The sequence below is a fragment of the Candidatus Bathyanammoxibius amoris genome (genome assembly GCA_024451685.1).
In the GTDB taxonomy this organism is placed as follows: domain Bacteria; phylum Planctomycetota; class Brocadiia; order Brocadiales; family Bathyanammoxibiaceae; genus Bathyanammoxibius; species Bathyanammoxibius amoris.
The window spans coordinates 24,650-49,069 of the sequence record JAMXCW010000005.1 but is presented as its reverse complement, the minus strand read 5'-3'; the positions used below and the strand labels follow the sequence as shown (position 1 = coordinate 49,069).

Here is a 24,420-nt window from a genome sequence, read left to right as displayed (position 1 = left end):
ATGACATATTGAACATAAACTGACTGCCTGAGCAAAACACCCGTTACCACACACTAAGCTCGCCTACAATCTCTTCCACCAGGTCTTTCATTGTGATGATTCCCGCCGCCTTACCGTCACTACCGGTAACAATACCCATCCGCTGCCTGGAAAGGCGGAGTTTCATCAACGCGTCATCCACCGGTGTGTCCGCACTGATGTAAGTAGCCGCCCGCACGAATTTATGTATACCGCCCTGCGCCTTACCCTCCATAAGAAATTCAAGAAGGGTTACTATCCCTATTACCTTTGTCCTCTCCCTGTCATATACCGGTATACGGGAGAATTTTTTCTCTCTGGCCATACTCTTCAGGCTCTTTGGCCCCACGGTTTCAGGCACCATGGTAACTTCTTCCAGCGGTATCATGACCTCTTTCACGGGAGTATTTCCCAGGTCCATGATGTTCCGAGCCATTGTGCTCTGGTACACGGACACGGCACCCTCTTCGGCGCCCTCATCCAGGAAATACCTGAGGCGCTGCGGGCTGAAGAAGGGGCTCTCCTTCGCCTCTAGCCCCTTGAGAAACAGGTGCAGCAGCCTGCTTATCACCCTGAGCAGGAAGACAAAGGGGCGGAAGATCTTATAAGAAACGTCCGCAACGGGTATCACCTTGTAGAGCAGACTGTCGGCGTGTCTCTGGAAGATGGTCTTCGGCAAGATCTCACAGAATATCAAGATAACCGGGGTGAGCATAAGGGTGGCAATCAACTCCGCCTTAACCTGCGAGACCCTTGCCGCTACTATATACGTGAAGGCTGCAACGGCAACGTAGTTGGCAATATTGTTGCCGATAAGCACGGTACAGACCATACCCTGCGGGTCGTTAAGCATCCGGTTTATAACCCCGGCCGTCCACCAGCCCCTTTCTTCCCTGTATCTCAGGCGGATTCGGTTAAGACAATAAAAGCCCGTCTCCGTTGCGGCGTATATGAACGAGAACAAGAGGCCTACAAACAGTAATATGTATATATTTGCCGGCATAATATTAAACTGACTACCTTTCTCCTACAAATTCGACCAGAAGCCTGGTAATGCGTCTCTTCCTAACCTCTTTAACGGTGAAGACTATGTCTTTGTAGCTTACCGAGTCGTTTTTCTGGGGTATGCGCCCCAGCAGAGACACAACGTAACCGCCAATGGTGTCCGCGACCGGGTTCAGCTCTACACCAAAGGTTTCACACCAGTCCATAAGACTTATACTCCCATGGACCATGTATCTCTTTCCTCCAAGCTTCCTGATAGGCTCTTCATAGCGTTCTGTCTCGTCCTGAATCTCGCCCACCACCTCTTCCAGGATATCCTCCAGGGTTATAAGCCCTGCCGTACCTCCGTACTCATCGGCGACGACAGCCATCTGCTGGTGTTCCCTTCGGAACTCCCTCAAAAGGCTCTCTATGGTCTTTGTCTCCGGCACAAAAGTAACGTCCCGTATCATGGTTCTAAGGTCCTCGCCCGGGTTAAGAAATACGTCTTTGGCGTAGACCACGCCAAGGATGTTGTCGTTGCTTCCTTCATATACGGGTACCTTTTTGTGTTTCGTTTTGCGTACGAGTGCCAGAAAGTCGTCCACGGAGTCGGAGATGTCAAAGGTCGTCATGTCCACTCTGGGAACCATTGCGTCTTTTACCCGCATCCTGCCGAAATCGAGCACCGCATGTATCATGGTCCTTTCCCTGGTGTCAACCACACCATGCCGTTCACTAAGGGCCAGCATCACCTTCAGTTCCTCTGCAGTGATATAGGGCTCCTTTTCTCCCCCCCCGGCAAAGAGCTTTCCAAGACCGTCCAGTATCATGGTAATGGGGACACGGACGGGCAGAAGGAGTTTCTCTAAGATTGATATTGGTACGGCAACAAGGCGGGACAGGTGTTCGGGAATCCGTACGGCAACACTCTTCGGTATTGCCTCACCTAGGACAATGACCGCCAGAAGGCTGCCGAAGCCGACCATCCACGCCCAGAACGCCGCATCAGGCGTACCAGAGTTCAATATCTCCCGGGACAGACCGAAGGAAATGCTGTAAAAAGCAACGTTTACGGCGGTATTACCAAGCAGGATGGTTATGAGAAGCCTTTTGGGAGAGCCTGTCAGACCGGCTAATATACTGCCGATGCGGGTGTTTTCCCCTTTAAGCCGTTTTATATCCTCTTTGCCGAGTGAAAAGAGTGCCGTCTCTGAGGAGGAAAACAGGGCGGAGAGAAACAGCAGAACCCCCATCAGACAGAATACGCCCAACCATTCCATAAGGAAAAATCTACTGCCTTCTTCCATTTTATCGTCCCCCTGCCCGACCTATGCAGGGCCTCGGCCTTGAAGATGTCAGTTCATCCCCGGAGGTACAAAAGCGGCTACATAAGGGATCAGAGGATGATTTGCCGTCGTCCTTCATCATAATGTGAGGCACCTGGAAAAGCACGTATTCTTGCAAAGTTGGCCCATTATACCCGGGCTCACCCACGGCCTTACGGCACATTAGAGCTAAACAGGGCGGCCCTACAGTTCTTCAGATGCCATACATTATGAAGCCAGGCAACCAAATTTGCAGCATTATAGACTAAATATATATGAATTGACTTGAATATTCAATAGGGTTATGCATAATCTTAACTTGACAAAGGGGCATTTATCCATTATAAGTTATTTACGTATCGTGGTGCCTGTGCCGTTCGCGCATTCTGAGGCGCCGTCCTTGTCCAAGTAACTGTCTCTGGGGGCATTGCCGGGGGACTTGTTGATTAGATGACCAATAAGACATCGTCTCGTGAATATGATGATTTCCTTAAATGGTCCTCGAAGGGCCACCGATGGAACTAAAAGGCGACTCTGACACATCCAGCGCGCAGGAGACTCTCGGCAGTTTTCTGTCCGTCTTTAACCCTCCAAAGATACTACAGGTTCAGGACCTGCCCCGGCTTCTCTTTGATATCATAGACGAAGCCACACAAATCACCAAAGCCGAACGCGGCACCCTGTACCTGGTCGACCAAAAAAAGGGTATCCTGACCAGCTACATCGCCCATGGGCTGGCGACAGAAACAATCACACTGCCTATCGGGTCGGGGGCCGCAGGGCACGTGGCCAGGACGGGGAAACTCCATAACTGCCCGGATGTCAACGAGTGCCCGTTCTTTGATAAAGGCTCCGACGCTCGAACCGGCTTCAAAACACGTTCCATGCTCTCCGCACCCGTCATAAACCAGAAAAATCTGATAATCGGGATTATACAGCTTGTCAATAAGCAACCGCACTTTACGGCCGGTGACGAGAAGTTCGTGGAAACCTTTGCGTCATACATCGCCGTGTCCATTGAAAACGCCCAGCTGTATAAGGAACGAGAAAAGACCTTTAGAAGCGCCGTTGAGATGATAACCAGCGCCATTGACAAAAGGGACCCCGCCACGGCAGGACACTCGGTCCGTGTAAGCAGGTTGTGTCTGTCGCTCGCTCAAGAAATGGGGCTTTCGGAAAATGAACTGGCTGTCATCGGATATGCCGCACTTCTTCATGACATAGGAAAAATCGGTGTGCCCGATGCCGTACTCCTAAAACCCGGCAGGCTTGACGACGATGAGTATGCCACTATCAAACTACATGCAGTCCATACCGGAGAAATACTCTACAAGATGCACTGGCCCGAAGAATGGCATGATATCCCCGCGGTCGCCACCATGCACCACGAAAGGCTCGACGGAAGCGGTTATCCCAAAAAACACACGGCACGTGAAATGCCCTTTATTGCACGAATACTCGCCTTAGCAGACACCTACGACGCCCTCGTAGCAATAGACAGGCCCTACCGGCGGGCCTTATCCCATAAGAAGGTAGTCGATTACCTGGGCGAAGAAGTTAAAAAGGATTTATATGATAATACAGTATACGAGGCCCTGAACGGCTTGGACCCGTCACTTCTCAAATCAATCTACGGTGACAGAATCTTCCACGAGGAACCCTGACCTTTCAGACAACACAGACAGATATCACGCGTCGCCCATAATCTCCCCTGAAGGGTCACGTCCCCTAAACATACCGGATCCCCTGACGGCTGGATGCAAACCAGCACCCTTCTCCGACAGTGGGCACTGTTCCAGTACTGAAACCGCTGCCTCCGCAGGGTTATTATGCTCCACGTATGCCTTAAGGGAGATATCTAAAGGATTTGACAGCGACCGCGTAATTTGATAAATTGGACGGAAAGTTCCTTTTACGATTTTTTTTCTCTGTAATGAAGTATTAAAGATGAACCTATCAAGGATTGCTGAAAAAATAAAGCCCTCCGGTACTATCAAGATAAGTACCAAGGTCAAAAATATGGTGCAGGAGGGTATCAGCGTCATCGGTTTCGGCATGGGGGAGCCCGACTTTGATACCCCAAAGAACATCACTGACGCAGCCATAAAGGCCATAAAGGACGGCTTCACCAGATACACACCAACCTCCGGGATCTTAGAACTCAAAGAGGTTATCTGTGAGAAGCTATTGCAAGACAACGGCCTACAATACTCTCCCACACAGGTGGCGGTAACAATCGGCGCAAAGCAGGCCGTCCACAACCTGTTACTGGTACTGTGTGACAGCGGAGACGAAGTAATAATCCCCGCCCCATACTGGGTCAGCTACCCGGAACAGGTAAAGATGGCTGGTGCCACGCCTGTCTTCGTACATACCGATGACGGGTCAGGATTCAAGTTAACGCCCGAATCCCTGAAGGCGGCGATCACATCCAGGACCAAGGTTCTTATCATAAACAGTCCCAGTAACCCCGCGGGAGTAGTATATACAGAGGAGGAAATGAGGGCGCTGGTAAGTATCGCCGTGGAGAACGATATATACATCGTCTCTGACGAGATATACGAGAAGATAATATACGATGGGATGAAACACGTTAGCCCTGCCGGCTTTGGCGACGAGTTTATGGGAAAAGTTATAACGGTAAACGGGTTTTCAAAGGCCTATGCCATGACAGGCTGGCGTGTGGGCTATGCGGCAGGGCCGGAGCAGATTATAAAGGCGGCCATAAGACTTCAGGACCATACCACCAGCTGCGCCAACTCCATCGCCCAGAAGGCCGCAGTGGAGGCCCTCCGGGGCGACCAAACACCTGTAAGACACATGGTGGAGCAATTCGACAAAAGAAGAAGGTATATGGTCGAAAAACTCCGGGGATTAGAAGGTATATCCTGCACCATGCCCGAAGGGGCATTCTACGTCTTCCCCAATGTCTCAGGCCTTTACGGGCGAAGCATGTCAGGTATAGAAGTAAGCAATTCAACTGAGTTTGTGGAAATGCTAATAGAAAAGGCCGGGGTGGCCCTTGTCCCCGGAGTGTGCTTCGGTTCCGACAACCACGTAAGAATATCCTTTGCCACAAACATGAAACACATTGAAGAAGGGATGGATAGACTGCAAGAAGTCTTGACCTCCCAGGGGGCGCCGTAATGAAAGTAGAGTACAAGGGCACGCTAATCGGTTTAGGCCTGGGATGGTTTACAGGCCGGTTCCTGGGCTCCATATTGGGTGCAACCCTCGGCCGCGTATACGATTCCGTAAAGGTAAACCCCGTGGAAAACCCGTACACGGTGTTGGGGATTGACAGGTCCGCAACAAATGAAGAGGTAAAGAAGCGCTACCTGGAACTCTCCGTCAAGTACCATCCAGACAAGGTTACACACCTGGGAGAAGAACTCAAAGCCCTCGCCCATCGGAAGTTCGTAGAAGTAAGTAACGCATACGAAGAGGTCCGAAAGGAACGGGGTCTTTAAAATACCGCGAAATGCTTCTTGTTGTTTGCCGGATTTTCTGTTAGATTTCGTAAAAATATAGACTTATCGAGACAACCTTAACAATTAAGGCACTAAAATGTGGCTGTGTCCGTGTAGTTCACAAAATGAAGAAGACTCTCTCGTCTGCACAAGCTGCGGAAGAGAGCGAGACCTCCAGGAATCGGCCGAGGAGGAGTACCCCTCCGCTCTCGAGGACATAGAGAAGGCCCAGCGAGAGCTGGAAGAACCTGTACACTATACGACAAAAGAAATAGAATCTGTTCCAACACCCGCGCCCACACCCACGCCGGCTCCAGCCGCAGCCCACAGGAAAACCGAGGAAGAAGAAGGGTTACACCTGGACATTGAAGAACCAGGACAGTCTGTTTACGAGGATTTCGAAGACCTGGGCAAGGAACTGGGCGAGGTCTCACCCACACCACCTCAAGAGACTGAAGCACCAGCCTACGAGGATTCATACTACGAAGAAGAGGAAGGCGGCTCTACGGGCAAAAGGGTTCTCAGGATTATTGATATAACTCTCATGTGTATCGTAATTATTTCTGTGGCCATTTACTCTATAGTACAGATTGGCGGGGTTGACGAGGCCAGATTTAGTACTTACTTAAGCAGGTGTCTTAGCATCTGGATTAGAAGTATCATCGTGACTCAGGCGGTAGTGATAATTGGGGGAATAATATACTTTTTACTGTGGGAACCTAAAAGAACGAAGGCCAGATAAACCCTCAGGTGGCGCACGTTTCAGGGTGCCTGCAGTAGGCTCCGGCGGGTATATCACAGTAGTATAGAAATCTTATGAGAAAGCCTTCCCTAAGTTTCCGCAACAAGATATTCCTCATGACCATACCAATAGTGTTCTTTGTAGTCTTCATTGTCACGGGGTCATACAGCCTTCTAAACAACCGGGAACAAAAAAAGCAGATTAAGGAAGCAAGCGGGGTACTCTCGAAAAACCTCAATAAACAGCTCGTGCCATTCATGGCCATCAGCAATTATGAACCCCTTTCCGGCTTTGTCCAAGACCTTGCCACAGACAAGAACGTCATCTACGCCGTAGTCGAGGACCAGAAAGGCAAGGTCATCGCCAAGAGCAAGAACGCCGAAGAGTTCTTGTCAGAAAAGACCAGGATAAAGAATACCTATTCATCCGACATCTATTCTGTACAAAAATATTTTAGCCCCGGCGCAGAGCGCTGGATTATGGAGGCGCAAGTACCCCTGTTTGAAGGCAACGTAAAATACGGCACCGTCCGGATAGGCTACGCGCGCGAGCTTATGACCAGCGGGGCGGGGCGGGCCCTGAAGATAGGACTCTTCGCCGGCGGCGTCGGACTGCTTGTGTCACTGGGGGCAAGTTTCCTGACGGCCTATACCATAACAAAACCCGTAAAGAACTTTGTCAAAGACATAAAGATAATCTCGGGCGGCAACCTGGACCATCAGGTAAACATACGCTCCCGGAACGAAATCGGACAGCTCGCGTCTGAGTTCAACAAGCTTACCAAGAATCTCAAGAACACACTTACCGAAAAGGACAACTACGCAAATGAACTCGCCGACCTGAACACCAATCTGGAAGAAAAGGTACGGGAGCGGACCGTAGCCCTGCAGAAATCTCATCAAGACCTGGAGAAGGCCTACAAAGAGCTCCAGGGGGCACAGGCTCAACTCGTGCAGTCGGAGAAAATGGCCTCCCTGGGCCAACTGGTCGCCGGCATAGCCCACGAATTAAATAATCCGGTAAGCTTTATTTACGGCAATATGGACCACCTGGAGGAATACATAAACAACATAAAAGAGATCCTCTCCGGGTTTAGAGACCTAAAATCCGTCAGCCCGGAAGAAAAAAAGCAGATGGACCATTTAATCCAGGAGATAGACCTTGATTTTTTACTAAAAGACCTGGACAAATTAATAAAAAGCTGTAAAAATGGAGCCGAGCGGACAAAAGACATTGTAGCTTCCCTGCGAAGCTTCTCCAGGCTGGACGAGGCTGCGCTAAAGCGGGCAGATATTCATGAGGGTATTAACAGCACACTGGAAATTCTCACTCACCTTTATAAGAACCGTATCAACGTACACAAAGAATACGGAGATATCCCAAAAATCAATTGCTTCGCCGGTGAGCTCAACCAGGTCTTCATGAACCTGCTGGCAAACGCCGCCCAGGCAATAGAGGATAAGGGGGATGTCTGGATAAAGACTGAAAAGACGGACACAAAAGTAAAAATCTCCATCAGAGACAGCGGAAAGGGCATTTCGGAGGAGAACAAGAAAAAGCTCTTTACACCCTTCTTTACCACAAAACCCGTGGGTAAAGGAACCGGTCTTGGCCTCAGCATCAGTTATGGTATAATAGAAAAACACCAGGGCCGGATATGGGCAGAGAGCAAAGTGGGAGAAGGAACCACTTTTAACATAGAGCTACCGATAGAAGGACCAAAGCAAGATGTCAAGGCATAACATCTTAGTAGTTGATGACGAACAGGACAGTCTGGACTTGCTTCAACGCACGCTGCGCAGGGAATGCATCGTTTTTGCGGCGCATAGCGGCGAAGCTGCCTTGAGAATCCTGAAGGACAGCAACATCTCCATGATAATCTCAGACCAGAAGATGCCTGAGATGACGGGAACGGAACTTTTTAAACGTACCATGGATATATGTCCCGACGTCACCCGGATCGTTCTTACCGGATACACCGACGTTGAAGACCTGATAGATGCCATAAACACGGGACACGTGTATCGATATATAACAAAACCCTGGAAGCCCGAAGAACTAAAATCCACGGTCCGGGACGTACTATCCAGAATGGACCTTGAAGAGGAAAACGAAGAGCTGCTACAAGAAGTCCAGGACCAGGTAACCAAGCTCTCCGCCTCCATCGAAAAGGAAGTGAGAATAAGGAAGGTCTTTGAACGTTACGTGCCCGAGAAGGTAGTCAGCGAGGTCCTGGAACGCGCAGACGAACACCTGTTCACGGGGGAAAACCGAAGCGTCACGATACTCTCTCTCGACATAAGAAGTTTTACCCCGTTCTCTGAGAAGCACACACCGGAGGAGGTGGTGGAGGTACTGAATAAACTGTTTTCCGAGATAAGCAAAATAGTAATAGCTAAAGGCGGTGTGGTGGATAAATTCATCGGTGACGGTGTTCTGGCCGTCTTTGGGGCACCGGCCTCACTGGACGACCACGCACTTTGTGCCGTCTCAGCCGCCCTCGAAATACAAAAGTCCCTTGCAAAGTTCAACGACTGGCTTAAGGACAGGATGGGCGAAACCATTGCAATCGGCATCGGCATCAACTCAGGTAAGGTTATATCCGGAAACGTGGGGTCCAAAGAGAAAATGGAATACACCGTGATAGGCGGTCCCGTAAACATGGCCTTCCACATCCAGGATTGTACGAAAGAAAAACCCAACTCCATCCTTATCGGTAAAGATACGTACGACATGATTTCAGACAAGGTTAAGGCCACAAGCGTGGGTAAGAAACTCCTTAAGGGACGTTCGGAAGAGATGGAACTCTTCGAGGTCCAGGAGGTACTGGCCACCGCAAATACATAAAAGGCCTCTAATCAATATATCTGCGTATAGGCTAAACGTACGATAGTGCAACTACCCGGTATGCGGCTTGGGGGTTGCCCTGGAATCGCAGATTTGATGTATGTCTTTCAGGTAGTTCGGGACAGACCTTTAATTTCACTTATAGACCACTAATTGCAAGATATTGAGGGTCAACGTAATATGGGGGGGGTACGTAAGCATCTCACCCTGTCCGATGGGGCAGAGGTTGCAGTAATCGGGGGCGGTCCCGCCGGGTCCTTCTTCAGTATATATACACTTAAACTGGCCAAGGACCTGGGGAAAAAACTGCACCTAAAGATTTTTGACCGCAAGACCTTCACCAACCAGGGTCCGGCGGGTTGTAACATGTGTGCCGGAGTCATCTCCGAAACCATGGTACAGCATCTCGCCATAGACGGAATAAACATCCCACCCACGGTAGTACAGCGCAGTATAGACTCTTACTGCTTCCACACCCCTGCCGGTGAGGTTTATATAAAGTCCCCGCGGCTCCAGCAGAGAGGTATAGCCACCACATATCGCGGTGGCGGACCTAGAGGCAGTAGTGGAAGAGATATCTTAAGCTTTGACGAATTTTTGCTGCAAAAAGCCACTGAAGAAGGGGCTACAATAGAACACACCGTAATAGATGAGATAAAGCTGAACGGTGATAAACCCGTACTCTATTCCAACAAAAAACCTTTGATGGAACCGGACCTCCTGGTGGGGGCATTCGGCGTAAACGCACGCACCGTAGAGAAATTTAGAGACCTCGGCTTTGGCTATGTCCCTCCAGAGACCATAAGATGCATGCAGACAGAGCTGGAACTGGACAAGGAATGGGTAAACAAGTACTTCGGGAACGCCATCCACGTCTTTCTCCTGAACATGCCGGGCGTGAAATTTGCCGCCATAACACCTAAGAGTGACTACGCTACCATCAGCCTCCTCGGCAAACAGGTTAACAAAGAGACGGTACAGGCCTTTGTCGCCCATCCGGCCATGCAAAAGATGCTGCCAGAAGGCTGGCGGCTGCCGGATAGGTTCTGCCACTGCTTCCCAAAGATGACCCTCAACCCCGCACACAAACCTTTCGCCGACCACATCGTCATAGTCGGTGACGCCGCAAGCGCCCGTCTCTACAAGGACGGAATAGGTTCAGCCTATGTAACAGGAAAGGCCGCCGCTTACACCACTACGCTTTACGGGATCAGCGAAACAGATTTTGCCGAACACTATCTCCCAACGTGTAAAGCCATAGACAAGGACAACAGATTCGGAAAGGTACTGTTCACCATAAACGACTATGTAACAAGCACTCCATTACTCAGTAAAGGGTTTTTTAACACCGTGCGGCACGAACAGGAGAATCCCTCAGACGGTACACCCCACAGCTCCATACTGTGGGACATGTTCACCGGGGGTAGAAACTATACGGAAATCTTTTACTCTGCAATCAGCCCCAGGGCACAATTCTCACTCATTAAGGGCGTCCTGGGAGAGTTCTGGAAAAGATACATTCCCTTTTAAAAGAAATGATGCAGCTACGAAAAGTCATTCGCGCCGGAAATCCTAAGAGACATGTTGTTGTCACAGCTTTCTGTCTTCGCATCAAACGGAAAGACATGTTTATAAAGGTCTAATACACTTACACGTACAGTGGGGGGCCATATCATGGCAGAAGAAGGATTCTTGGGAACAACCTATAAGGACGGTGACGTTATTGTAGAAGAAGGCTCAGAAAGCCGGGTAATGTACATAATCCAGTCCGGAAACGTAAAGGTCGTTAAGGGCCACGGAAAAATGGAGACGGCACTGGCCATATTAAAAGAGGGGGACATATTTGGCGAGATGAGTCTGCTTGACGCAAAGCCCCGGTCTGCCACCGTTAAGGCCATGGGTGATGCAAGGGTACTTGCCATCGACCACGAAATGTTCCTTAAACGCGTAAGAGTGGACCCCACACTTGCGCTACGGGTCCTCCGGCAGATGGGCCACAGGATAAGGACGCTGAACACGAAACTGAGCTCTGCCCTCGACAGGTTGGAAGAAATTCCGGAAGGTCTTATTGAACTCAGGGAGTATCTCAAGACCCAGGTTGACGGCTAGAATCCAGTCCGGGCGCGGGCAATGTACTATTTCAGTGCCCCGGAACCAGATGCAGCCCCTATCCCCGGGTGACGCCCTGGAAAAACCCTGTTGTGCGGGGCATAAGAACTCAACATTACAGATAGACCTGTCTAAAAAAGCGACTCTTGCCGGGATATAATTTTCCGGGCCTTACAGATATGGACCTGAAGTTCCCTGCTCTTGCATCAGTAATTTCAAACCAGCCAGCCGGACAGCTACGTCGTCAGCATTTCCTCAACGGCCTTTACCAGGCCGGGGATGGTATATTCCTTCGCCTCTTTGGATATATTAAGACCCAGTTCTTCCGCCGTACCGGTAGTTATAGGTCCTATACTGGCAAAGCGTGCCTTGCCGTTTAACCTGGCCAGGTTCTCCTTGCCTATTATCTTCACAAAGTTCCTCACCGTGGACGAGCTGGTAAAGGTAACTACGTCTACCTCTCCAGCAGTTATCCTCTCCAGCAGTTTTTTCTCACCCGTTTCCGCAAGCACGGTGCAATAGGCGGTGACCTCGACGGCCTCTGCACCCAATTTCTTTAACTCCTCCGGCAGAAAACTCCTGGCAATATCGGCCCTTGGCATCAGGATCCGCTTTCCTTTCAAATCTCCTCTCTTCTTCAGTTCCTCCAGCACCTCTTCCGCCACGTATTTTGAGGGCTGACAATCAACACTCAGACAGTACCTCCGCACCTCCCCGGCAGTCGCAGGCCCGATTGCACATATCTCTACGCCCTTCAGTTCCCGCACGTCCATCCCCAGATGGAACAGCCGCCGGAAAAAGGCCTCTACCCCGTTTACGCTGGTAAAAACCACCCAGTGGAAGGTGCTTAGCTCACGGATTGCCTTATCGAGAGGTGAAATGTCCGTTGGCTCCGTGATCTTAATGGTAGGAAACTCTATAACCCTTGCACCCCGTTCTTCCAACTCTCTCGCGAAATCGCTTGCCTGGTCCCTTGACCTTGTGACCACCACTGTCCGCCTGAAGAGCGGTCTGGTCTCAAACCAGTTCAGACACTTCCTGAGTTTAACTACCTCACCCACTACGGTAACGGCAGGGGGTTTTATATCCTTAGACCTTTCCACAATGTCTTCCAGTGTCCCTACCAATGTTTCCTGTCGCGACGTGGTGCCCCAGCGTATTATAGCCACAGGGGTGTCCTTGGGCCTGCCGTTCTTAAGGAGTTCTTTCACAATATAAGGAAGGTTCTTTATTCCCATGTACACCCCGAGGGTGCCGACCGCGGTACTCAGCTTGTCCCATGGCAGGGCGCTCCCGCCCTTTTCGGGGTTTTCGTGTCCGGTTATCAGACCCAGCGTAGAGGTATAATCCCTGTGAGTTACGGGTATGCCCGCATAAGCCGGAGCGGCTATCGCAGCAGTGATGCCCGGCACGACTTCAAAGGGGATTCCCCTTTCAGCCATATACACGGCCTCTTCTCCACCCCTGCCAAACACAAACGGGTCGCCACCCTTGAGCCTTGTCACGGTCTTATCTTGCCTGGCCTTTTCTACGATGAGGTCATTTATTTCATCCTGCTCAAGAGTATGCCGGTTCCCCTGTTTACCGACGTAGATAATCTCTGCATCCTCTCTCGCGTACTTAAGCAGTTCTTCACCGACCAGATAGTCGTATATTATGACATCCGCCTTTGTTATACACTCGACGGCCTTTACGGTAATAAGGCCCGGGTCCCCGGGCCCTGACCCCACCAGATAGACTTTTTTCACCTCCGATACCCCTTATTTTTCTTCGACCCTCTTGCGATGGCTTCCCCCGCTAATTCCTTTATTCTCTCATCGTCGTCAGAATTCACGAGCTTTTCCAACACCTTGTCCGCCCTGACACCGCCTATGTGCCCGATGGCCCACACAACGGCCTGCCTCACCTCAAAATCCTCATCATACATGGAACGGGCCAGAGACGGTACGGCCTTGGTGTCTCCTATCCAACCTAGTGCCAGAGCACCCCTTAACCTGACTCTCGCATTGGGGTCCCTTAATCCCCTTATAAGTGCAGGAATGGCGGGCTTCCCTATCCTTACCATCGCCCATGCACTTTTTCTTCTAATAAATTCTTCATCGTCTCTCAGGCCGGCCAGAAGGACCCTGAGCGAGTCTTCTCCTATTGATGAAAGGGCCCAAGCCGCCCGGTGACGGGCCCATATGGAATGCGGGGCCCCCGTATTCTGCCTCAGCAGTTCGCCAAGCCTGGTCACCGCGCCGGGGTCGCCAATCTTACCTAACGCCCCTACACAGGCGGCCTTTACCCTCCAGTCAGCGCTTCCCTCAGTGGTCCTTATCAGGTCACCCACGGCGCTGGCGTCTCCAATATCCCCAAGTGACCTTGCCGCATCATACCTCACAGGTGGTATGTTGCTTTCCACAAGTACGTCCCGCAGGGGTTCTACCGCATAGGTCTGCCGAAGTCTGCCAAGCGCTAAAGCCGCGCTCCTCCTGATATCAACCTCTTGATTCACGTCTTCTAACAACACGACCACCTCTGGTATAACATTATAGTCACCAATAAGCCCCAGGGCCCAAACTGCATTGTCCCTTACTGCCGGCCTTTTAGAGCCCAAGGCATGGACAAGCTGCGGAATCACCGCAAAAGGAGGAAGCGACGTCATCTCAAGTGCGGCCATCCTGGAGTCATCGGCCTCCTCATCACTCATCCCTTTCATAAACTTGCTGGTGGCCTTTCCAAAAAAACCCTTTTCACTCAAACCCGGCTCATACAGGTCCAGAGCCAGGGACCTTACCTCCTTGCGAAGTTCGGCCTTGGGGGTACCCTTCTCCAGACCGTCAACATATTCGACCTCCTCCTTCCCAAAAAGGAGACCTTGCAAGACGCCTACCGGGTCAAGAAGGTCTATGCCTCCAATACCACCTCCTCGCTCCTCAAACATAAACGCATCGTCACTACCCACTCCGTAGAGGCGCCCATCGAAAGGTACTGTGGTCAGGGCGTCGCGTTTCTGTATCCTCCTTATCGCTCTACGCCGCTCTCTGAAAGTCAACGCCTCGTTGGCGACTGCAGGAAAGTCTACCAGTATAATGTCTGGCCCCTTCAGCATGACCTTCCGCATCTTCTCCATGTCATCGCAATTCAATAGAGAGGTCATGACGTCCTTATGACGGGTATGTGCCTGTTTTATGTTAGAAGGCGTCAACTCTTCCGGGGTGAGAAACACAAGATCCTGCCCCACCAATGAGGGTTCTGATTCTCTTAAATGGCTCAATACACCCCAGAAATAGACCTTTTTCATCATCCCCAGACTTTCTACAAGGGCCAGGATGTTGTTCTCCAGCCCCTGGTCCTTGACGTCCAGTATAACCTTAAGACCGTTTATCTTGGCGAACCTTAATACCTCCCTGAGGAGGGGAACTGGTTCACCTTTGAACTGTTTGCCCCGCCATGAGCCCGCGTCATATACCTTAATCTCTTCCAGGAGCATATCACCCACAAGTCCTTTGCCGTTTGTGGTCCTGTCAATAGTGGCGTCCCTCATAATGACGAGTCCCCCATCCTTCGTCCCCCGTACGTCAACCTTAAGGATACTCGCTTTCTGTTCAACGGCCATCTCAAACGCATACATGGTGTTCTCCGGAGCCTCCTCCAAGACACCGCTGTTTGCGGCTATCAGCACTTCTGCAGGTGACTCCGGAAAGGCCGGCGCAGCAAGAAAACACTGCAAAAGGACAATTACATAAAGAGATACTACGACTCTACTTTTCAATGTCTAATCCCTTACACAATTAACTGATTACAAAAGTTTAGACCGGCAACGGACTGTCATTAATACAGTGTTATGGGCACGTTGACACCGGCGTCCCGCCCCCCAAGAGGTATCTGCCAATGCGGTTTTTCCCTCCAACTCAAACGCTGGGACTTTGGGTCATAGTATACCCTTTTCGCAAAAGTCTTTACCCCGTGCCTCCTTATCTCTGCCGTCGGAGTGCCGCTAAGGATCATCTTGCTTTGCTTCCAGTCCCATTCCAAAACGTCACCAAGGCCTTCAATACCGTCTTCCTTTGTGTCGTTATACACCACGTCTCCCAGGGCCACCACACGCCTTACCTTGCTCCCGTCCTCTCCGAGAAAGGCATTAAGCTGATTGCACTCCACCTGTTCATTTCCCTTAAGGGCCAAAACGTTCTCGAAGAAACTGATTTTTTTGTTGGCCTCGTCCCTGACCATCTTTCTGCCCCAACTTATGTTTGTCATACCCTTGTTTCCGGCTCCCCCCTTACCCTGAATATACAGTGTGCCCTCCCCCAGGACCTCAATCACGCCGGTGTCTTTCTCCCAGACCGCCTCTTCTCCATAAACCTCTCTGAGATTATCCTCATTTTTCTCCACAATATACACTCCACCTGTCGCCCTCATCGAGTTTACTTTACGGCCTTCTTCCTCATCAAAACCGATTATGAGCTTTTCGCTGTTCAGCTTGAAATCTCTTCGGGTCAAATGGACATCATCTTCAAAAACCGCCCGTCTCTTGGCCTTCTCAAAGTTCATCCTGCCCTTCCACGTGATGGTAACACTTCCAGAACCCAACATCCCGTCCTTGTCGTCTTTGTCATCGAAACCTTTTGTGATCAGCTGGCCGCCCTTCGGGGCAATCACCTTGTCTTCCGCCTGATAAAACAACAGCTTCGGGGAGATTATAGACATCTTCTTCTCGAAAAAGGATGCGGTGGGCGTTCCTTTCAGGGTGGTGGCGTCAGTAACCGCGTCCCAGACAAGGAAATCGCCTTTGGCCACCTTCACGCCGTCCGAGGCCGTGACGTTGCCCTCACCGACAATCATCTTTGGTTTATCGGCGTCCTTGCCAAAGATAATTATCAACTTATCTGACGTCATCGTAGAATCACCCTTTCTGACCCTTACGTTGTCATGAAAGGTAACCATGTTTGGTTCCTTCTCAAAGACCATTTTCCCGTTGCAGCGTATATAAATCCTTTTGGGTGCCTCTTTCTTCTCCTTCTCACCCTTGCCAAAGGAGACCATAAACGCACCGCTTTGCGAGCCCTTTATCTCAGCCACAACGGACTTTTCAATCCACATCCTCCCGCTGCCCATTTCGGCCTCCATACCCACGCCCGTAACGTTCATCTTCTCACTCTGAATAGCAACGGGGTGATCGGTTATAGCTTTCTTCTCGTCCGGGTAATATATGAGATACTCCGTCTTCAGTGTGGTATTATTCCCCAGTCTCACCACCACATTACCTGTCAGGACGCCCTTGTTTGACAGCCGGTCCATCTCTCCCTTTTTGGCGGTTATTACCATGTCCTGAGCTTCAGAATCGCCCGTGTCTTCCGCAGAAGCCTCTGTTTCCTCTTCCTCGTCCTCATCGGAAGAGCCAAAGTCCATGGCAGAACCCTTCAAATGAATCTCCGGCCTGTTTATCTTGTAAACCGAGTCGTTTACGAGAAATGCCTCCTTACCTACAATAGTAAAAACCTCTTCCCCCGTTTCATCGTATCTCGGGAGATTGAAATCCCTGATGTACTGGCTTACCTGCGTTCCTTCCCCGGCGGTCTCTTGGAGCTCGGTATACGACTTTCCCCTGTAGGGGTCTTTCGACTCCACCTTATGAGTTACGGCATACTTGTTGGGAATGACCCCGAATAGCGACAATACGGCACTAAGCAGGAGGCACCCCAGCACGGCAAACAATATTATTCTCTTCTTACTCATAGCTTCTTTTATATCTTACACGTACTTACACGTACCTTTTCAAAACGGCTCCCCACTTACCCTGCAATTTTAACACCTTTTCCACCACCTCTCTTACCGCACCCCCTCCGCCCGGAGCCACCGTCACGTAATCCACGGCACTCAATAACTCCTCGGGTGAACCCGCCACAGCAACTGAAAACCCCACACGTCTCAGCACGGGCAGGTCTATCAGGTCGTCTCCGATATAACAAACCTCTTCGTCCTTCATCTTATGCTTCTCTATCATCCTTTCATAAACCTCAAGCTTATCCGTGGCGCCCTGGTAGACGTCCGCTATCCCAAGCTCCCTGGCCCTGTGCTCGACGGCCTTTGAGGCCCTCCCGCTGATAATAACTGATTTAAGGCCGCTCCGGTGCCAGTATGTTATCCCCGAACCGTCTCTCACGTGAAAGACCTTTTGTTCCTCCCCGCTGTCGCTGCAAAATATCCTGCCGTCAGTCAGCACGCCGTCGACGTCAACAACCAAGAGCTTTATGTCCTTTAGTCCCACTTTTCAGTATCCCACATCCAGGAGGTCTTGTACGTCTACTAAACCCACCGGCACACCCTTATCGTCCACGACCGGAAGCTGGTCTATCTTGTGATCCCTCAAGACCCTGTAAACGTCTGCAGCAAGGGAACCCATCTTGACGGTCGTCGGTTCTGTGGTCATTATCTCCTTTATTGGCTTATTAAGGAAGTCATGTCCGTTTTCCAGATGCCTTCTGAGGTCCCCGTCGGTAAAGAAGCCACAGAGCCGGCCGCCTGCATCCACCATGCTTACCGCCCCGGGGCTGCCTTTGGTATACGTCATGGCCTTAAGCGCTTCACTAACAGTGGTAGATTCAGACGTAACGGGATTACCGTCCCCCGTACGCATAACCATATCAACGGTAATGAGTTTCTTGCCCAGTTCCCCGCCGGGGTGATAGGCCGCAAAATCCTCTTTCTTAAGGTTTCTCTTCTTGAATACAGTGAGTGCCAGCGCATCGCCAAGGGCCAGCATGGCCGTTGAGCTCGCGCTGGGTGCCAGGCCCAGGTGGCACGGCTCCTCTATCCTCCCTGTCTCCAGTACCACGTCGCTGTGGAGCGCAAGAGAGGACTCGCTGTCACCCGTTATGGACACAACCTTCGCGCCTATCTTCCTCACGTGGGGAAGTAACAGCACGACCTCCGTCTGACCGCTGTATGAGAACGCAAGCACCACGTCTTCCTTAACCACCCTGCCCAGGTCGCCGTGGCGCGCATCCACCGGATGCAGCCAGTATGAGGGGGTCCCTGTGGAGGCAAGCGTGGCAGAGACCTTTTGGCCTACTATGCCGGCCTTGCCAATTCCCGTAACCACCACGCGCCCGCTGCAATTGAAGATGAGGTCTACCGCCCGCTGGAAGCCGTCGTCTATCTTTTCGATAAGATTTTGTACGGCCCGGGCCTCAAGCTCTAAGACCTCTTTGCCGAACTGGATGTCCTGGCTGGTTTCCTTCACAAAATCCTCCACTTAAACATATCAATTATATTCCCTAAGTAAATATTATTCAAGGGGAAAGGCCCACCTTAAGAGGGGCCGTCGGCACGCCTTAAGAACTCCTGGCGCCTTAAATACAGACCTCCGCAGACACCCGGTTTTCAATGGCATTTCCACCAACCAGGTGATATAAGAAATAATAAAGAAAAAAAGGGCTGTCTTGAGGAAAGGGTAGAAGTTCTTATTATACTGATACTAATGAGATTCCGCGCGCATATAGAAAAATAACCTTTGGGATGCGCAAAGACCATATGGGCGACACGGCACACATAAAAAAAGATACACGATTTAAACAGGCGGAGAGGCTGAAAAAGAGGAAGGACTTCGACAGGGTATTCGAAGGCAGGGTTGTTTTCCGCGGCAAGAACTTTAACGCCTACGTACTCCCGAACGCCCTCAAGTTCTCGCGCCTGGGGATAATGCTGTCCAAAAAGGTCGGCGGTGCCGTAGCGCGAAACCGCATCAAACGTCTCCTCCGGGAGTGTTTTCGGTTGAATAAGGCGTTGCTTGGGCCCGGGCTTGACGTCGTCCTTTTGCCCAGGAGGGGCTTCCCAAACACATACGAGGGCGCGGAGGCAGAGTTTAAGATATTTGCAGGCTGGTGTAACGCGAGAAGGCCCAAATGAGTTTTCTGGTAATCAGCGCCGTCAAAATGTATCAACGTTACATATCGCCCCTTATGCCGCGTTCCTGCCGCTACTCCCCCACCTGTTCGGAGTATATGATAGAGGCCATAGAGAAGAAAGGGGTTATATCAGGTATCCCCACGGGCATCTGGCGCATCCTGCGCTGCCACCCGCTGGGCGGCTCAGGCTACAACCCGGTGGATTAGTGAAATCATTCTGGTTCTTTCCTGCCACAAAAACACCGCCTGGAAGATTTTGCTTGAATATTTTTGGGTTTAATAGTAAATTATGCCCTCGCTGTCAAGCACTCGATGGGGTGGCTGTACTCTATTGAGGAAAGGTAGAGACAGCCCGTGCAATCACCCGGTAAGAACTGGGTAGAAGTCGATCTCGCATCCATCACCCATAACGTCCGCATGGTCCGTAAGAAGATCGGCCGCAGTGTGGGCATTATCGGTGTGGTAAAGTCTGAGGCCTACGGCCACGGCGCCTCGCGCGTCGCCCGCCTCTTAGAGTCACTGGACGCAGAGATGCTGGCTGTTGCCAGTGTTGAAGAGGGGATAGCCCTGCGGGACAGGGGCATAAAGACGCCTATCCTGGTCCTGGGCTGTATATTCCCGGAAGAAGCTGGCGTCCTCCTCAGATATTCTCTTATACCCACCCTCTGCGATAACGTTCTAACACAAAAGGTCTCCGAGTGTGCCGGGACTATCGGCAAGGTGGCAAAGGTCCATGTGAAGATAGACACTGGCATGGGCAGCCTGGGTGTCCACCACAGCGATGCGGTAAAATTTATAACGGAGGTGGCAAATACCGAAAACCTGTTTATCGAAGGTTTATTCACACACTTCAGCTCTTCCTCTGAAATAAATACTGGCCATACGCATGAGCAGCTTCGTATCTTTAAGGATATTATAAGAGAGATTGAGTCCCTGGGTATCCGCGTGCCCCTAAAGCATGCGGCGAACAGCGGCGCGATATTGCGAACGCCCGAGTCCTTGTTTAACATGGTTCGCCCGGGTATGCTGCTATACGGGCTGTGCCCGTCATGCTCAGACATTAAACACAGGGGACACGCAATAGGTGTCCGCCCTGCAATGGCGCTTAAGACCAGCCTCGGCTTTATAAAGGACGTCCCGGCTGGTGAGACGGTCAGTTATGGACGTACGTTCAAGGCCCGGAGGCCCACGAGGGTAGGCGTGTTGCCCCTGGGTTATGACAACGGTTACATACGGGCCCTGTCCAACAGGAGCGAAGTAATCATTCACGGGCGGCGCGCGCCGGTCATCGGGCGGGTGCGCATGAACTTCGTGCACGTGGATATAACTGACGTGCCCGGGGCAAAGGTGGGTGACGAAGTAATCCTGTTTGGCGGACATGGCAACCCGTCCATCTCGGCGGAGGAGGTGGCGGGGCTCATGGGTACTATCCCTTACGAGGTGGTCTGCGCGGCAGGGAGGTCAAACCACAGGGTATACATTAACGAGACCACCAGGGATGGCTATAAAGATGACTATAAAGAAGATCCCGTTCATAGACCTGCATACTCAGTACCGGTCTATAAGGGATGAAATACGACAAGCGCTTGACAGAGTAGTTGACAGTACAAGCTTCATCCTTGGTGAGGAAGTTGAGCGTTTCGAGAAAAATTTTGCCGCGTACCTGGGTGCGAAGTACTGCGTGGCCCTCAACTCCGGCACCTCGGCACTCCACCTTGCCTTGGTTGCACTGGGCGTTAAGGAAGGCGACGAGGTCATTACCTCACCCCACGGCTTTATCGCCCCCGCAGAAGCAATCTCCTATACAGGCGCAACACCCGTCTTTGTAGACATAGATGCCGGGAGCCTTAACCTTGACGTCACCCTGGCAGGGAAAGCAATTACACGAAAAACCAGGGCCATCATGCCCGTCCACCTCTACGGCCACCCTGTTGACATGGCGAGGCTCATGGAACTTGCCGGGGAACGTGACATCCCTGTGATAGAGGATGCCGCCCAGGCACACGGCGCCGAATGTCTCATCGAAGCTAATGGTAGCGGCAGGTGGAAGAAGGCCGGTTCCATAGGGGACATTGGTTGTTTCAGCTTCTATCCCACAAAAAACCTAGGCGCCTGCGGTGAAGGGGGCGCGGTGGTGACCGACAGCGGGGAACTCTCTGAGAAGATAAGGATGTTGAGGAATCACGGACAAAAGGGTAAAGAGTACCTTCACCCGTTCATCGGGTACAATTATCGAATGAGCGCGTTTCAGGGGGCGGTGCTGGCGGTAAAACTGAAAAAGTTGGACGAGTGGGTTGAGGCCCGGCGCGGCAAAGCGGCACTATACGACGAGGGGTTGAAAGACACGCCGCTAAAAACCCCTCCGAAGGAGAAGAACCTGAAAGGGGTGTATCATCAGTACGTGGTAATGGTTAAGAATAGAGACGGGTTGAAAAGGTATCTTGAAGAAAGAGGCGTCGAGACGGGGATTTATTATCCGCTGCTTATTCCGTCTCAGGAAGCATACCGGCACCTGGGATACAAGGAGGGTGATTTCCCCGCCGCGGAGGCGTGCGCAAAGGAATGTCTCAGCCTGCCCCTCTATCCTGAGCTTGAGGAAAAAGCCATCCGGTACGTCTGCGACTGCATAAGAGATTTTCTGGCGAAACCGTAACGGGATGTATCCGCCCGACCGGAATTTTGCGGCGGATTTCCAACCTGAGGCGGACAACGTCTCTCTCCTTACGTCTTCTTACATACTGCGACCCCGCCCCTCGACCGGTCAAGTAGTTCATCCAGCGGGCTCAAGACCTTTACCCCAACCCATCCTGCCGCCTGTACTGCCGGGCGTATCTTGAGCCATCTGAAGGGGACGGACATTGCGTCGCAGATGACGTGCCGGGTCCCATAGACTTTTATCAGCTCCAGGCCATTACTGTCCAGTTCCGCCCTCAGGGCCGCCACGGTGAGCCTGTCACTATCCTCTTCTTTGGATACCCTCCTCCTCCACCCGTAGAAGTCAAATATGAGAAGACCTCCGTCACAGAGCATCCGTCTGATCTCTCTATACATGTCCCCCCGGCCGGATTTATCGAGGTGTTTTACGAAACGGAAGGATACGACGGCACTAAAACGTCCATCCCCGAAGGGTAATTGAAAGGCGTCGCCTCTTACGAGCTGGGGCCAGTGTCTATTCTGCCACAGGTTCTTCTTCGCTTCTGTAAGCATCTGCATGGATACGTCCATTCCCACGTAGCCGGTGCCGAACCGCTTGAGCCTTCTGCACAGTCTTCCTGTCCCTACCGCCACTTCCAATATAGGCCCTCTCACCTCCCTGAGGGCCTCTGAGATGGCCAGTACCTCGGTCTCGTAATGCAGTGACAGGTCTCCCTCCCGGAAATCCCTCTCTCCTTCATACGTTCCGGCGACCACTTCATCCTGATAACCTTTTCGGAGGCGTTCTCTTACGTCCGAGTTCTCTGTGTTCATGCCTGGGTCCCTTCCCGAGGGCTTTCATCAGGAAAATAGCTCTTTCTCAACTGCTCAAAGACATTAACCGTCCTCTCAAAAATGCTGTCCCAACTATATTGGCGCACGGCCTCCCTCAAGCCGCTATTGTATTGGTCCGGCCGTTCAAGCACCTCCTTTACGGCATCTGCAAGCTCAGCGGATGACCCGGGAGGCACCATTATACCCTTCTTTACAGCCTTCATAAGGTCGACTATCCCACCCACCTCTGTGCCGATAATGGGACAGTTGCAAGCTGCCGCTTCTATCAAAACCAGCCCCAGCCCCTCGGTCATGCTGGGCAGCACAAAGACGTCGGAAGCGTTGTAAAACAGCGGAAGCCTTTTGTTGGGGACTGGCCCAAGAAAATGGACACTGCCCTCTATGCCCTTCGACTTTACCAGCTCCCCTAAATCGGCAACGGTCCTTTCCCTGCGCGCCGGGCCTGCCAGAAGCAGTTCTGTCGCCGGATACTCGTCCAGTACGGCAGGCATCGCCTCTATCAGATACCTGGCCCCCTTTCGCTCGTTTATCCTGCCCACAAAGAGGACGTAACGCTTCTCCGTATCCAGACCCAGCTCCTCCCGTGCCGCCGTTTTATCCATCGGCCTGAAGACATCAAAATCTACACCGCATGTAATAACGCTCAGTCTCTCAGGGGGTACATATTTCTTCATACCTTCTCTGGCGCGCTGGAACAAGAGAAAGAAGTGGTCTGTCTTCCTGAAGGCCATATTCTCCAGCATTGAGAGTGGAATCAACCACGGCCTCTTCCTCAAGCGAGACCCCCTGTAGCCTGTTCTCTCACCGTGCTGCTGGATTACTATTGGCACGTTTCTTATAAACAGCGGTATAAGCGAGGTCCACTTCCCCCTGAGTCCATGGATAAAAATCAACACAGGTCCTCTCCTGGTCTCCAGCCGTAACGCCCTCAGCATAGAAAAAGAGATGTACCTGTATGGAAATTTGTATGATAAGGCCGGGAAGGCCCTGAAGGTGATGCCGTCCGCCTGTTCGGAGATTGGCGAGGATATCCTCTTCTCCGTCCACCAGCACTCTACCTGGTAGCGGTTCGTGAAATTCCTGAGTTTGTACGCGTAGGTGTGGATAATCGAGCCTAGTTTGGAGATGTCTTTGTCATAGTCATCTCCCACGTAGGAATGGCTGAGGACGTATATGACTTTCATGGCTTCATGTGCATATCAACTCTTAATTTGTGTCATTATATTATCCCCTGAAAGTTAATCAAGCCCCGTAATATCGAGGATATTGAAAATCTCATATTAGCCAGACACGTTCATTAAATATAAGGTCCTCCTTACATGACCTTGTAAACACGCGGCCTTTTTTGCTAGTATATCCGCGGACTGGCTTTGCGCCCATACTTGTAAATCTGGAAACCCTGAACACTGAACGTGCAAGAACTCATTCAAAGTCTAATCTGCTGCCCCGATTGCAGTTCCACACTTTACGAACACAACGACACCGTCGCGTGTGAAGGTTGCCCCGACAAGGGCTGAATGCTGTTTTTATAAAAGAAA

General features: G+C 51.4%; 21 protein-coding genes. 12 read left to right on the top strand and 9 right to left on the bottom strand.

All coding sequences use genetic code 11. The annotated features are described in order from the left end of the window. Positions 1–43: 43 nt before the first annotated feature. A complete protein-coding gene (locus tag NOU37_04410) occupies positions 44–1,021 on the bottom strand; it encodes a CNNM domain-containing protein (protein ID MCQ4574468.1) in 978 nt (325 codons plus the stop codon). A 13-nt stretch (positions 1,022–1,034) separates the two neighbouring features. Beyond that, on the bottom strand, positions 1,035–2,312 hold the full coding sequence (locus NOU37_04405; GenBank protein ID MCQ4574467.1) for a hemolysin family protein: 1,278 nt from the start codon (positions 2,310–2,312) through the stop codon (positions 1,035–1,037). A gap of 533 nt (positions 2,313–2,845) precedes the next feature. On the opposite strand from NOU37_04405, the gene NOU37_04400 reads away from it, so the two are divergent. From NOU37_04400 to NOU37_04365, 8 genes are all read left to right on the top strand, one after another. Next, entirely contained in the window at positions 2,846–3,994 is a 1,149-nt protein-coding gene (locus tag NOU37_04400; protein MCQ4574466.1) for a GAF domain-containing protein, read from the top strand. Positions 3,995–4,277: 283 nt separating this feature from the next. Next, positions 4,278–5,477 (top strand): pyridoxal phosphate-dependent aminotransferase, encoded by a 1,200-nt coding sequence (locus NOU37_04395; protein ID MCQ4574465.1) that lies wholly within the window; start codon positions 4,278–4,280, stop codon positions 5,475–5,477. Further along, positions 5,477–5,800 (top strand): DnaJ domain-containing protein, encoded by a 324-nt coding sequence (locus NOU37_04390; protein MCQ4574464.1) that lies wholly within the window; start codon positions 5,477–5,479, stop codon positions 5,798–5,800. Before NOU37_04395 ends, NOU37_04390 begins: the two co-directional genes overlap by 1 nt. Before the next feature lie 97 nt (positions 5,801–5,897). Beyond that, positions 5,898–6,542, top strand: coding sequence for a hypothetical protein (locus NOU37_04385; GenBank protein ID MCQ4574463.1), 645 nt, complete (start codon positions 5,898–5,900; stop codon positions 6,540–6,542). Between the two features lie 74 nt (positions 6,543–6,616). Further along, positions 6,617–8,284, top strand: a complete 1,668-nt coding sequence (locus NOU37_04380; GenBank protein ID MCQ4574462.1) for an ATP-binding protein — start codon at positions 6,617–6,619, stop codon at positions 8,282–8,284. Further along, positions 8,271–9,389, top strand: coding sequence for a response regulator (locus NOU37_04375; GenBank protein ID MCQ4574461.1), 1,119 nt, complete (start codon positions 8,271–8,273; stop codon positions 9,387–9,389). The genes NOU37_04380 and NOU37_04375 overlap by 14 nt, the downstream gene beginning before the upstream one ends. A gap of 180 nt (positions 9,390–9,569) precedes the next feature. Next, positions 9,570–10,919 carry a hypothetical protein gene (locus NOU37_04370; protein MCQ4574460.1) on the top strand — a complete coding sequence of 450 codons (1,350 nt, stop codon included), beginning with the start codon at positions 9,570–9,572 and terminating at the stop codon, positions 10,917–10,919. A 144-nt stretch (positions 10,920–11,063) separates the two neighbouring features. Further along, positions 11,064–11,498 carry a cyclic nucleotide-binding domain-containing protein gene (locus tag NOU37_04365; protein MCQ4574459.1) on the top strand — a complete coding sequence of 145 codons (435 nt, stop codon included), beginning with the start codon at positions 11,064–11,066 and terminating at the stop codon, positions 11,496–11,498. Between the two features lie 236 nt (positions 11,499–11,734). On the opposite strand, the gene cobA is transcribed toward NOU37_04365, so the two are convergent. From cobA to NOU37_04340, 5 genes are read right to left on the bottom strand one after another with little or no spacing between them, the layout of a single operon-like run. Further along, positions 11,735–13,246, bottom strand: coding sequence for a uroporphyrinogen-III C-methyltransferase (cobA, locus tag NOU37_04360; protein MCQ4574458.1), 1,512 nt, complete (start codon positions 13,244–13,246; stop codon positions 11,735–11,737). Next, positions 13,243–15,255 (bottom strand): HEAT repeat domain-containing protein, encoded by a 2,013-nt coding sequence (locus NOU37_04355; protein ID MCQ4574457.1) that lies wholly within the window; start codon positions 15,253–15,255, stop codon positions 13,243–13,245. Before NOU37_04355 ends, cobA begins: the two co-directional genes overlap by 4 nt. A gap of 59 nt (positions 15,256–15,314) precedes the next feature. Then, complete coding sequence (gene lptC, locus NOU37_04350) at positions 15,315–17,222, bottom strand: LPS export ABC transporter periplasmic protein LptC (GenBank protein MCQ4574456.1); 1,908 nt, start codon at positions 17,220–17,222, stop codon at positions 15,315–15,317. Between the two features lie 25 nt (positions 17,223–17,247). Beyond that, complete coding sequence (locus tag NOU37_04345) at positions 17,248–17,754, bottom strand: HAD-IIIA family hydrolase (protein ID MCQ4574455.1); 507 nt, start codon at positions 17,752–17,754, stop codon at positions 17,248–17,250. Between the two features lie 3 nt (positions 17,755–17,757). Then, positions 17,758–18,729, bottom strand: a complete 972-nt coding sequence (locus NOU37_04340) for a KpsF/GutQ family sugar-phosphate isomerase (GenBank protein MCQ4574454.1) — start codon at positions 18,727–18,729, stop codon at positions 17,758–17,760. 275 nt (positions 18,730–19,004) lie between these two features. Between NOU37_04340 and rnpA the strand changes: the two genes are divergently transcribed. The 4 genes from rnpA (at position 19,005) to NOU37_04320 (ending at position 22,046) form a co-directional block, all read left to right on the top strand. Then, complete coding sequence (rnpA, locus tag NOU37_04335; GenBank protein MCQ4574453.1) at positions 19,005–19,394, top strand: ribonuclease P protein component; 390 nt, start codon at positions 19,005–19,007, stop codon at positions 19,392–19,394. Beyond that, the gene (yidD, locus tag NOU37_04330; protein ID MCQ4574452.1) at positions 19,391–19,600 is read left to right on the top strand and encodes a membrane protein insertion efficiency factor YidD; all 210 of its coding nucleotides are present in this window, start codon (positions 19,391–19,393) and stop codon (positions 19,598–19,600) included. Before rnpA ends, yidD begins: the two co-directional genes overlap by 4 nt. A 147-nt stretch (positions 19,601–19,747) precedes the next feature. Then, the gene (gene alr / locus NOU37_04325) at positions 19,748–20,965 is read left to right on the top strand and encodes an alanine racemase (protein ID MCQ4574451.1); all 1,218 of its coding nucleotides are present in this window, start codon (positions 19,748–19,750) and stop codon (positions 20,963–20,965) included. Further along, complete coding sequence (locus NOU37_04320; GenBank protein MCQ4574450.1) at positions 20,904–22,046, top strand: DegT/DnrJ/EryC1/StrS family aminotransferase; 1,143 nt, start codon at positions 20,904–20,906, stop codon at positions 22,044–22,046. The genes alr and NOU37_04320 overlap by 62 nt, the downstream gene beginning before the upstream one ends. A 68-nt stretch (positions 22,047–22,114) precedes the next feature. Here NOU37_04320 and NOU37_04315 read toward each other — a convergent pair whose 3' ends face one another. Together NOU37_04315 and NOU37_04310 are read right to left on the bottom strand one after the other, a co-directional pair. Further along, on the bottom strand, positions 22,115–22,861 hold the full coding sequence (locus NOU37_04315; protein ID MCQ4574449.1) for a class I SAM-dependent methyltransferase: 747 nt from the start codon (positions 22,859–22,861) through the stop codon (positions 22,115–22,117). Then, positions 22,858–24,066, bottom strand: coding sequence for a glycosyltransferase family 4 protein (locus tag NOU37_04310; protein ID MCQ4574448.1), 1,209 nt, complete (start codon positions 24,064–24,066; stop codon positions 22,858–22,860). The genes NOU37_04315 and NOU37_04310 overlap by 4 nt, the downstream gene beginning before the upstream one ends. Between the last annotated feature and the right edge of the window lie 354 nt (positions 24,067–24,420).

Bases quoted from the DNA above. Each gene is read 5' to 3' on its own strand.
- NOU37_04410 (MCQ4574468.1), bottom strand. From the start codon at position 1,021: ATGCCGGCAAATATATACATATTACTGTTTGTAGGCCTCTTGTTCTCG.
- NOU37_04405 (MCQ4574467.1), bottom strand. From the start codon at position 2,312: ATGGAAGAAGGCAGTAGATTTTTCCTTATGGAATGGTTGGGCGTATTC.
- NOU37_04400 (MCQ4574466.1), top strand. From the start codon at position 2,846: ATGGAACTAAAAGGCGACTCTGACACATCCAGCGCGCAGGAGACTCTC.
- NOU37_04395 (MCQ4574465.1), top strand. From the start codon at position 4,278: ATGAACCTATCAAGGATTGCTGAAAAAATAAAGCCCTCCGGTACTATC.
- NOU37_04390 (MCQ4574464.1), top strand. From the start codon at position 5,477: ATGAAAGTAGAGTACAAGGGCACGCTAATCGGTTTAGGCCTGGGATGG.
- NOU37_04385 (MCQ4574463.1), top strand. From the start codon at position 5,898: ATGTGGCTGTGTCCGTGTAGTTCACAAAATGAAGAAGACTCTCTCGTC.
- NOU37_04380 (MCQ4574462.1), top strand. From the start codon at position 6,617: ATGAGAAAGCCTTCCCTAAGTTTCCGCAACAAGATATTCCTCATGACC.
- NOU37_04375 (MCQ4574461.1), top strand. From the start codon at position 8,271: ATGTCAAGGCATAACATCTTAGTAGTTGATGACGAACAGGACAGTCTG.
- NOU37_04370 (MCQ4574460.1), top strand. From the start codon at position 9,570: ATGGGGGGGGTACGTAAGCATCTCACCCTGTCCGATGGGGCAGAGGTT.
- NOU37_04365 (MCQ4574459.1), top strand. From the start codon at position 11,064: ATGGCAGAAGAAGGATTCTTGGGAACAACCTATAAGGACGGTGACGTT.
- lptC (MCQ4574456.1), bottom strand. From the start codon at position 17,222: ATGAGTAAGAAGAGAATAATATTGTTTGCCGTGCTGGGGTGCCTCCTG.
- rnpA (MCQ4574453.1), top strand. From the start codon at position 19,005: ATGCGCAAAGACCATATGGGCGACACGGCACACATAAAAAAAGATACA.
- yidD (MCQ4574452.1), top strand. From the start codon at position 19,391: ATGAGTTTTCTGGTAATCAGCGCCGTCAAAATGTATCAACGTTACATA.
- NOU37_04320 (MCQ4574450.1), top strand. From the start codon at position 20,904: ATGACTATAAAGAAGATCCCGTTCATAGACCTGCATACTCAGTACCGG.
- NOU37_04315 (MCQ4574449.1), bottom strand. From the start codon at position 22,861: ATGAACACAGAGAACTCGGACGTAAGAGAACGCCTCCGAAAAGGTTAT.
- NOU37_04310 (MCQ4574448.1), bottom strand. From the start codon at position 24,066: ATGAAAGTCATATACGTCCTCAGCCATTCCTACGTGGGAGATGACTAT.